The sequence below is a fragment of the Brevundimonas sp. genome, assembly GCF_024711105.1.
Taxonomy (GTDB): domain Bacteria; phylum Pseudomonadota; class Alphaproteobacteria; order Caulobacterales; family Caulobacteraceae; genus Brevundimonas.
This window is the reverse complement of sequence record NZ_JANJTL010000116.1, coordinates 1-7785: the sequence shown is the minus strand read 5'-3', so window position 1 is coordinate 7785 and position 7785 is coordinate 1. Positions and strand designations below refer to the sequence as shown.

Genomic DNA, 7785 nt, shown 5'->3' with positions numbered 1-7785 from the left:
AGATGGTCACCGGGAATCCGGCTTCCTGGACCAATCGGGCGGTGCTCAGACCCACCACCCCGGCGCCCAGAACGGCCACCGGTCCCGAATGACCCCGCAGGCCCAGTTCGGCGGCCAGCATGGACGTGCCCCAACTCAGGGTGATCCCCGAGCCGCCATGGCCGTAATTGTGCACCAGCCGCTTGGACCCCAGCGCTTCCTCGCGCACCACGAAGCCTTGCGCGCGATAGGGTCTGAGCCCTGCGACCGCCCGGATCATCCGCGAAGAATCAACATTCACCGGCGGCAGGCAGAGCGCCGACGCCGCGGGCGCGACCGAGGTCGTCGCGCAGCCAGGGATGATCAGGCCTCCGGCGGCCATGGCCCCGGCTCCCAGCATCCTGCGCCGATTGAGATCGAACACCGCCAACGCCTGCCTCCCTTATGAACAGGGGCACATGCCACACCCGGCGTCCAGTGTGACCGGGTCGCCCGCGCAAGGTTTCTGGATCAGACGGCCAAAGCGCCGAATTTCACGTCCCTCCCCGCTTGACGCCCCGGGCGGCGGGACCTATCAGACGCGCCTTCCGTTCGGGCGGCTTCGCCCGGGCCGGAGACGCGGGTGTAGCTCAGTTGGTTAGAGTGCCGGCCTGTCACGCCGGAGGTCGCGGGTTCGAGCCCCGTCACTCGCGCCACTCCTTCGAATCGAAGGGGTGGCGCTTTTCGTTTCAGCCTGCCGCTGAAATCCCCAATCTCGATTGAACTTGTGTCACGACCTCAGAGCCTTGCGGCGGACGTGGCGTCGAATGCGCAGCGCTGCTTCGGAGCGTCTTAGAGTCCCGGGCATGATGGCCCTCGAAAGTCCGCCACACCCTTCCAGCATTTCCGAAAATCTGGCGCACCCTGTCGCTCGGGCGCGACAAATCATTGAAAACATGAAGATGGCGTGTCGCTTGTCGCTGTACTTCCGGCGCGACAAGCGGATTCAACGCAGTTTTGCCCTCGCTGCGGACAGTTCGACCTCCAAGGCCGCGCGGGTCCGCCGCTGGTCCAGCCTGAGTCTGCGTTCGGCCTCCCGCGCCTCGTCCAGAGCCTGTTCCGCCCTGGACACGCGCACCTCGACCGCACCCCTCTCGCGGGCCTGGCGGGCCTCCAGGCCGGTCATCGCCGCTTCGAGCCGCTTGAGCCCGGCCAGATCGGCCTTGCTCGGCCCCGGGGGCGGCCTGCGCACAACGGCTTTTCGCGGCGACTCGCCGGCCTTGGCGGGACGCCTCGACTTCGCGGGATCTGGTCCGGCCTCGATCTCCAGTCGCCGCTCAAGGACCTCTCCCGGCCGCTCGAGCGCCGCCTCATAGTCAGGCCCGTCCTCGACCTCGCGCGCGCCACCCAGCTTGAACAGGTCGCGCTCGACGCCCCAGGCCGCCAGCGCCTTTACACGCGAGGGAGCCGCGACGGTGAAGATCCTCAGACCGTCGGACCAGCAGAAGACTTTGGGACGGCGCGCCATCTCGGCCGAACGGGAACGGGCCGGCTCAGGTTCCTGTCAGAGCCCGGCGACCGTCTGCGCCTGACTACGATAGGCCTGCGATTCGCCGGCCAGCCAGGACTCCGGCTCTTCGTCATCGGCATCGACCGGGGCCGGCAGTAGGATCGCGCGGCCCTCTGGCGATCCACCTCGAGTGAGGAGCATCCAGCCCGCGCCCAAGGTCAGCATCGCAAGCAACAGTCTCATCGCCAGGTCTCCGTCGGGCCGCATGCCCACCCGCAGCCCAAACCGGCCAGTGGGCCGCCGGTTCCCGTCAGTGAAAGGCGTAGGCGTCTTGCGGTTCGACGAACTCGCGCCGGCCGCTGACATCGGCGTAGAGCATGCACAGGTCCTCGAACACGCGGTTCCAGGAATACCGGTTGGCGGCCCGCGTCCGGGCGGCGTCGCCGATTGCGGCCAAATCCCGCTCGAACAGAGCCTCGATGGCTGCGGCGTATTCGTCAGGCTCCAGCGAAGCGGCCCTCTGCCCAACAGTCTCGTCCACCGTTTCGCTCACCCCTCCGGTCGAGGGAGCCACGACCGGGACGCCGCACGCCATGGCCTCCAGGGCCACCAGGCCGAATGGCTCCTTCTCATTCGCATGCACGAAGGCGTCGCACGACGCCACGATCCGGGCCACCTTCAGGCTGTCGCGCTCGAACGGGAGGGAGATCACCCGCCCCTCGATCGGCATGCCCTCCCCTGCGCCCACCAGCACCAGCCGATAGGGTGCGCCCAGGGTCTGAACGGCCTCGATGAGGACATCGACATTCTTTTCCTTGGCGGCGCGCCCGGCGAAGACCAGCAGCCGATCGTTCGCGCCGACGCCAAGTTCGGCCCGCACTCCGGCGCGATCAGCCCGGTCCGGGTGGAAGGTCTCCACATCCACACCCAGCGGACGTTCCACGATTCGGGTCACGCCGGCCTCGCGCAGCCGGCTTGCGATGAACCGGCTGGGCGCCACGACGCGATCGAATTGACCGAAAATTTCAGCCCACTTCTTCTCGATTGGCTTCCTCGCCCACTCGCCCCAGTGCAGGGCCGCGAGGTGCGCCGGATCGGAGTGGCAGAAACCGATGACCGGCGCGCCGATCGCCTGGCCCGCGTCGATCGCTGCGGTCCCGGGCCCATAAGGGTCGCCCGCCTCGATCACCGAGGGGTTCAGGGACTGCAGCCACGTGGCCCACTTGCGCCGGCTCATCGGCCAGCGATAGCCGGTGGTGAAGGGAATCTTGGCTGCGGCGAGCGTCACGGTGGCCTCTGGCCGGGCCCGCGTGCGGCGTCCGGGCACGACAAGGGTGTGCTTCACACCCGGCCGGTTCCGGTTCAGCCAGTCCCGCTTGGCGTGGAGATAGCGCTTAACCCCGCCGCTGACCGGCGCGTACTGCATGGTCGTGTCGACCAGCCGGGGCCGGCCGTCGTCACCGTCCCGCTCAAGCCGGCGCAGCGTGTCCGCGATCCGCTCCTCGAGCGTGAGCACCCATCGATGTTCTTGATCCCAGGCGTCCGAAGCCATGTGGCGATCTGTCCCGTTCGTTCCGTCTCGCCGGCCTAACGCGCGACTCCCCCGGGAGGATGCGAACCGGCGTTACGGCCACGCTTTGATGTGCGCCCGGACTGGACCGTGCGCAAGAGACGGAAGGAGCTTTGACGTGGATCAAATCTCTCGTTTGTGGCGCGCCGCCAGCGCCTCGCGGACCAGCACCTCGATCTGGGCGTTGACGCTGCGCAGTTCGGCGGCCGCCAGACGTTCGACGGCCGCCATCACCTGAGGATTGATCCGTAGCAGGAACGCCTTGCGGACGTTCGGCGGCTTGGCCTTGTCCGGCATGGGATCAGCCGTAGAGCGTGCCGGCGTTCACCACGGGCTGCGCTTCCCGCTCGGCGCACAGCACGACAAGCAGGTTGGACACCATCGCGGCCTTCCGTTCCTCGTCGAGATGGACCACGCCCCGTTGCCCGAGGTCGTCGAGCGCGGCCTCGACCATGCCGACCGCGCCCTGGACGATCAGGCGGCGGGCCGCCAGCACGGCCTCCGCCTGCTGCCGGCGCAGCATGGCGCTGGCGATCTCGGGCGCATAGGCGAGGTGCGCTAGCCGCGCCTCATCGACCACGATACCGGCGACCTTGACCCGCGCGTGCAGTTCCTCGCGAAGCTTTTCGGCCACCAGCTCGGCGTCGGCCCGCAGGGTCGGCTCGTGCTCCTCGCCGTGATCGTAGGCGTAGTGCGAGGTGATATCCCGCAGCGCCGTGTCGATCTGGATGTTCACGAAGGCCGCGAAGTCATCGACGTCAAACAGGGCCTGGGCCGAATCGGACACCCGCCAGACGACGTTGGCCGCGATCTCGATCGGATTACCGCGCTTGTCGTTCACCTTCAGCTTGTCCGATGTGACGTTGCGTACGCGCATCGACACCTTCTTGCGGCTGTACCAGGGCAGAACCCAGCGCAGGCCGGGCTTCCGGTCCGTGCCGCGGTAGTCGCCGAACAGCAGGATCGCCATCGCCTCGTTCGGCTGCAGGGAATAGAGTCCGCAGACAAGGACGAGGCCGAGAACGGCGCTCACGATACCGCCCGCCAGCGCTATTGGAGGAAGACTACCCTCGATCGCCATCACAAGGCCGGCCGCCCCCGCCACCATGAGCGCAAGTGACAGCAGCAGCATCAGAATACCGCCGGAGGTCCGGGCCGGACGCTCGGCGGACGCATTGATCGAAACGGTCATGGCTTCAGCCCCTCAGTTTGATGCCAATATGATATCAATCTTATAGCCACGCTTCAACACCATCGACACGGCGCGGGAGGAGCGGGTAAGTTCGCCTTGCATTCGCCTCAAAAAGAAGAAACTTGGGGCGTTCTCGACCACCCGTCTCGGGGGATGGGCGGGCGTGCGCGCTGAACAGTCGTAGGGATCAGTCTACATGCGTATCAAGCTCGCGGCGGCGGTCGCACTCGCGCCGATGATGATCGCCTCCGGCGCGGCCGCCCAGGTCGTGATCAGCAACGAACGCACCACGCCGATCGCCACGGCCACCGCGAACAACGGGTCTCCTTCGGACATCCAGATCACCAATGCCGGCACCATCCGCGTGGCGACCGGAGCCGCGGTGACGGTGAACTCGAGCAACTCCGTCACCAACGCCGGCCGCATCCTGATGGAAAACGCCGACGACGGCGCGACCGGCGTCCTGCTGCTCGGGGGAAACACGGCCAACTTCACGAACAACGGCCAGATCAACATCACCGACAATGTCACCAACACGGACACTGACAACGACGGGGATCAGGACGGCGCGTTCGCGAGCGGCACCGGGCGCTTCGGCGTCCGCCTCATCGGCCCGGGCGACCTGACGGGGAACATCGTCAATTCGCGCTCGTCGATCATCACGGTCGAAGGCAATCAGTCGGCCGGCATCTCGGTCGAGACCGGCCTGATCGGCAACCTGTCGAACTTCGGCGCGATCAACATGACCGGCGACCAGAGCTTCGGGATCCGGACGACCGGGCAGGTGACCGGCAATGTGTGGGCGGGCGGCCCCATCAGCGCGCGGGGCGCCGGATCTGTGGGCGTCTCGATCGAGGGCGGCGTCACCGGCAGCCTGACGTTCGGCGGCGCGATCACAGCCACGGGCTTCCGCTACACGGGCGGCCTGACCCAGACCCAGATCGACCGGCTGGACGCAGACGACCTTCTCATTGGCGGGCCGGCCGTCTCCATCGCCAGCAGCGTCGGCGGCGGCGTGCTTTTCGACATCGCTCACATCAACGATCCCAGCGATACGGATGATGACGACGACGGGATCCTCGACGCCGACGATCCCGACGACGACAACAACGGCATTCCCGACGCCGACGAGGGCAACTCGACCATCACCTCCTACGGGTCCGGGCCGGCGGTGCAGGTGGGCTCGATGACCCAGGTCGTCACGCTCGGTACGATCGGGACCGGCGACATGGCCTACGGCCTGGTCAATCGCGGCGTGATCCTCGGCGACGGCGTCTATGACGGCGTCAGCGCGACCGGCCTGCGGCTCGGTCTCGACGGAGGCCAGGCAGTGACCCTCACCGGCGGCCTGCGCAACGCGGGCTCGATCAGCGCCTTCGCCGATGAGGCCAGAGCCACCGCGATCATCGTGAGCGGACCAACCGACGTCGGACGCCTGATCAATGAAGGCGTGATCATCAGCCTGAGCACGTCGCAGGGCGACTTCGACGCTTTTGGGCTCGATATCGGAGCCGGCGCGACGCTCTCCGAGCTGAACAACAGCGGGGTGATCCAGGCCATCGTCCGCGGTGAAACGGGCGACGCCTACGCTATCCGCGACGCCTCCGGAACGCTCACCAGCATCACGAACACGGGCGCCATCAACGCAGCCCATTCGGCCGAAGACGACGACCCGGTCACCGGCCGGGCCGTGGCCATCGACGTCAGCGCCAACACGACCGGCGTCACCGTGCTCCAGGACGTCGTCGGCGCCGATCTGGACGACCCGACCATCAACGGCGAGATACTTTTCGGATCCGGCGCCGATCTGCTGGACGTGCGCGACGGCCTGGTGACCGGCGACGTGTCGTTCGGCGCGGGCGCGGACACGCTGTCGATCACCGGCGGCGCCCAGGTGCGCGGTGCGATCTCGGACGGCGACGGTCTGCTCCAGGTCAATGTCACCAACGGCATCCTCGACGCCCGCCAATCGGGGCCGACCACCATCAGCGGCCTTAACATCGGCGCTGACGGCGACCTGATCGTCACTGTCGACCCTGGCAGCGCCACGGCCGGCGGCTTCATCGTCAACGGCACGGCCGATGTGGCCACGGGGGCTGGCCTCGGCGTTCGCTTCACCTCGCTGGTCAACGATCCGACCCGCTTCGTGATCGTTTCTGCGACCACCCTCAACGCCGGCACGATCGACCAGACGCGGCTGCAGCAGAATTCGCCGTACATGTACGTGGTCAGCGCCGGCGTCGACAATGTTCTGAACCAGATCTACGTCGACGCCCGTCAGCGGACCGACGCTGAGTTTGGCTTCATCGCCGCTGAATCGGCGACCTACGACGCCTTCTATGCGGCGCTGGCCGGCGACTCCGAGCTGCTGAACGCCTTCCTGTCCCAGACGGACCGGGACGGCTTCTTCGACATGTATGAGCAGATCCTGCCGGAACACTCGGGCGGACCGCTCATGGCTCTGGCGACCGGCGTCGACGCCGTCACGCGCGCCCTGTCCGGCCGCGGCTTCCCCGCGCGCGCCGGAGAGACGAGCGCCTGGCTGCAGGAAATCAACTTCTACGCCGACAAGGACAAGGGCGAGGCCTACGGCTTCCGGTCCGAGGGCTTCGGTCTTGCGGGCGGGATCGAGCGCGGCACGGGCTTCGGCGCTCTCGGCGTCAGCTTCGCCCTGACCTCGTCGGATCTGGAAGACCCGGAATCGGCCGGCGAAGAAAACTTCAGCGCCCAATTGCTCGAGTTCGGCGTCTACTGGCGGGCTCAGGGCACGCGCTGGCAGGTTTGGTCTCGCGCGGCCGGCGGCTACGCCAGCTTCGACAGCGTCCGCCAGCTCGTCGCGCCAGGCATCAACCGGCGCAACGAGTCCTCCTGGAACGGCTACAGCATCGCTTTGGCTGGGGGCGCGGCGTACGACTATCAGGTCGGCCGCTGGAGCATCCGCCCGGAGGCGATTGTCGAATATTTCCGCCTCAGCGAGGATGCGCACGAAGAGGCCGGAGGAGGAGCCGGTTTCGACTTGGCGCTCGACAGCCGTGACGGTCACATCTTCTCGTCGACGGCCGCCGTGACGATCGGCGCGGGATTTGGCGAGAACCACTGGCTGCGACCGGAACTCCGCCTGGGCTGGCGCCAGATCTTCTCGCACGACCCGGGTGACACCATGGCCCGCTTCGTTTCCGGCGGCTCCCCGTTCGCTCTGGCTGGCGACAGCCTGGAAGGCGGCGGACCGATCATCGGCTTCCGCCTGAACCTGGGCAACGAACTGGGCTTCCTCGCCGTCGAGGCGGACGCGGAAATGATCGACGACTATCTGCGCTACGCGCTCCTGCTCCGCGCCAGCTTCCGCTTCTAGTCAGAGTCGAGACCGAAAACACGAAGGGCCGCCGGAGCGATCCGGCGCCCCTTCTTTCCGTCTGGTGGGCGGCGAGGGGATCGAACCCCCGACCCTCTCGGTGTAAACGAGACGCTCTACCGCTGAGCTAGCCGCCCAAATGGAAAGGGCGCGAAGCCGTAGCCCCGCGCCCTCCCCGATAGATGGCCTGCGGCCTTAGCCGT

General features: G+C 67.3%; 7 protein-coding genes and 2 tRNA genes. 2 read left to right on the top strand and 7 right to left on the bottom strand.

What is annotated here, in order from left to right; all coding sequences use genetic code 11:
- Positions 1-403: FAD-dependent oxidoreductase (locus Q0M60_RS08610; protein WP_296818289.1), on the bottom strand; the 403-nt coding region annotated here is incomplete at its 3' end.
- Between the two features lie 194 nt (positions 404-597).
- On the opposite strand from Q0M60_RS08610, the gene Q0M60_RS08605 reads away from it, so the two are divergent.
- A tRNA-Asp gene (locus tag Q0M60_RS08605) sits at positions 598-674 on the top strand.
- A 290-nt stretch (positions 675-964) separates the two neighbouring features.
- Here the strand turns inward: Q0M60_RS08605 and Q0M60_RS08600 are convergent.
- The 5 genes from Q0M60_RS08600 to Q0M60_RS08580 form a co-directional block, all read right to left on the bottom strand.
- Positions 965-1486, bottom strand: a complete 522-nt coding sequence (locus tag Q0M60_RS08600) for a hypothetical protein (protein ID WP_296818288.1) — start codon at positions 1484-1486, stop codon at positions 965-967.
- A 36-nt stretch (positions 1487-1522) separates the two neighbouring features.
- Positions 1523-1711, bottom strand: a complete 189-nt coding sequence (locus tag Q0M60_RS08595) for a hypothetical protein (RefSeq protein WP_296818286.1) — start codon at positions 1709-1711, stop codon at positions 1523-1525.
- Between the two features lie 67 nt (positions 1712-1778).
- The gene (locus Q0M60_RS08590) at positions 1779-2984 is read right to left on the bottom strand and encodes a glycosyltransferase (RefSeq protein ID WP_296818284.1); all 1206 of its coding nucleotides are present in this window, start codon (positions 2982-2984) and stop codon (positions 1779-1781) included.
- Positions 2985-3161: 177 nt separating this feature from the next.
- On the bottom strand, positions 3162-3335 hold the full coding sequence (locus tag Q0M60_RS08585) for a hypothetical protein (RefSeq protein WP_296818282.1): 174 nt from the start codon (positions 3333-3335) through the stop codon (positions 3162-3164).
- A gap of 4 nt (positions 3336-3339) precedes the next feature.
- Complete coding sequence (locus tag Q0M60_RS08580) at positions 3340-4230, bottom strand: SPFH domain-containing protein (protein WP_296818280.1); 891 nt, start codon at positions 4228-4230, stop codon at positions 3340-3342.
- A gap of 196 nt (positions 4231-4426) precedes the next feature.
- Here Q0M60_RS08580 and Q0M60_RS08575 point away from each other — a divergent pair, with 196 nt between their 5' ends.
- Entirely contained in the window at positions 4427-7582 is a 3156-nt protein-coding gene (locus Q0M60_RS08575) for an autotransporter domain-containing protein (RefSeq protein WP_296818278.1), read from the top strand.
- Positions 7583-7644: 62 nt separating this feature from the next.
- On the opposite strand, the gene Q0M60_RS08570 is transcribed toward Q0M60_RS08575, so the two are convergent.
- Positions 7645-7719 (bottom strand) — tRNA-Val (locus Q0M60_RS08570).
- Positions 7720-7785: the final 66 nt, after the last annotated feature.